2 protein-coding genes are annotated in these 2,064 nt (G+C 52.5%); both read left to right on the top strand.

Annotated elements, in window-relative coordinates:
- Positions 1 to 1,408, top strand: a 1,408-nt coding sequence (locus tag OEM52_15000; protein MDK9701441.1) for a hypothetical protein, incomplete at its 5' end; no start/stop codon positions are given.
- Between the two features lie 6 nt (positions 1,409 to 1,414).
- A partial coding sequence (locus OEM52_14995; GenBank protein MDK9701440.1) for an asparaginase domain-containing protein occupies positions 1,415 to 2,064 on the top strand: 650 nt, incomplete at its 3' end.

Raw genomic sequence — 2,064 nt, 5'->3', positions numbered from 1 at the left:
AGAAGAGGATGCGTGCCGTGAAGTGAGCGATGTCGGACATCGTCGAGTCTACGTTACCGACCGGTTAGGAATGCCGCTGATCGAATCGGTAACCGGACCGGAAATGAAGACTCCCACCGAAGTCGCGGAAGTAGGCGAGATCCTCCGGCGGTTGGTTCGCAGTACCGGAAAAGTGCGCACCGGCATCGGCGCCGGGCGACAAGATGTAAATGTCAGCGTTACCGGTGGAACCCGGATTGAAATCAAAGGGGTGCCTCGGATTCCCCGGATTCCATTGCTTACTTATAACGAAGCGATGCGGCAGTGGAACTTGCTGCGGTTACGAAAAGAGTTGCATCATCGCGGCGTTACCCCTGAAACCTTCCAAGCGAAAACGGAAGATGTAACGCGGTTGCTTCGCAAAACCCGGTTTGAACCGATTCGGCGGGCAATTTCCGAAGGGAAACTGGTTAAGTGCGTCGTACTAACGAAGTTTAAGGGATTGTTGCGCTGGCAAACCCAAACCGATACGTACTTCTCCCGTGAGATATCGGATCGCGTGCGGGTCATCGCCTGTTTGACGACGCTGCCGAACATCGTCCATTCCGATAGTCCGAGCGAAACTCTATCGACCGCCGATTGGCAAGCGGTGAAGAAAGCCACCGGAGCCAGCGACGAGGATACCGTCGTCCTGGTGTGGGGCGATCTGATCGATGCGGATACCGGCGCGAAAGAAATCACCATTCGAGCAAAAGAGGCAACTATCGGAATTCCATCGGAAACCCGGCAAGCGCTCCGCGACGGTACGAATGGATTTGAACGCATTCTTCCCGGTCCTGACCGGATGTACCCCGATACCGATTTGCCGCCAAAGCGAATCATGCAGGAGCGGTTGGATCAAATTCGTAAGGGCATGCCAAAGTATTACTGGACACATGAAGCTTGGTATCACACGCTTGGGATTCCCCAAGACACGATTCGTCCGTTAGCGATTTCGCCATTCGTTACGCTATTCGAGACCGCTGCGAAAGAGTGGAAGCTCGATCCGGTACTTGTTGCAATGGCTTTCATCCAATATCCGAAACGACTGAAACGAAAAATGCTGCCGGTGAATGCAATCAATGTCGATTCTATGACAACGATTCTCACGGCACTTCGAGACGGCAAGATTACACGGGAAGGGGTACTGCCGGCAATGGAGCTATTGGCGCGAAACGGTGTGGTCGATCAATTCCTCACCGCACCAATTCCCCCGAGCCAAGGAGTACAAGCGTTCATCGCTCAGATTATCGAAGACGTTTCCAAGAAGAATATCCCAACCCGCGAGCAAGTAGTGCGCACCGCAATGCATCTATTAATGAAGAAGTTGAGGGGTAAAGTCGCCGGCGCGGAAGTCGAAAATATGCTGCAAACGCGGTTGGAAGGGTGATCTATTATGTCCGATGATTACAAAGGATATCGCGGTGAAGCGCTTGCTGCCTTGCAGAAGTTCCAAGCGATGGTTTGGTGCGATGTCGACATGCAAACTTCGAAGGGGACGTTTACCGGGGTTATCCTGCCGCGTTCTGAAACTGCTGATCCTTATCATATCGTATTGAAACTGCGGAGCGGTTACAATATCGGTATCGCCGCGGCAACAATTGAGGGCGTCACAATCGCTGGGCGTAAAGAAGCGATTTATAAAATTCCCGAAAAGGCGTTTCCGTTCGATCCGAAAAAACAGAATGTAAAACTTCTGGGAACGGGCGGTACGATTGCTTCCCGGCTCGATTACCGTACTGGTGCGGTGATTCCGGCATTTACTCCCGGCGAATTGTACGGTTCTGTGCCGGAGCTGGCGGATATCTGCAATCTCAATACCGAAAAATTGTACGGCGTGTTCAGTGAGAACATGGGACCCGACCAGTGGAAGGGTACCGCAGAAGCTATCGGTAAGGAAATTGAAAAAGGGATTCAAGGAATTGTGATCGGTCACGGTACCGATACGATGCACCACACCGCAGCGATTCTCTCGTTCATGGTGCAGAATTCCCCGGTTCCGATTGTGATGGTCGGTTCGCAACGTTCATCGGATCGCCCCTCGTT

The organism is bacterium (assembly GCA_030247525.1).
Classification (GTDB): domain Bacteria; phylum Electryoneota; class JAOADG01; order JAOADG01; family JAOADG01; genus JAOTSC01.
This window is presented reverse-complemented; position numbering and strand designations above follow the sequence as displayed.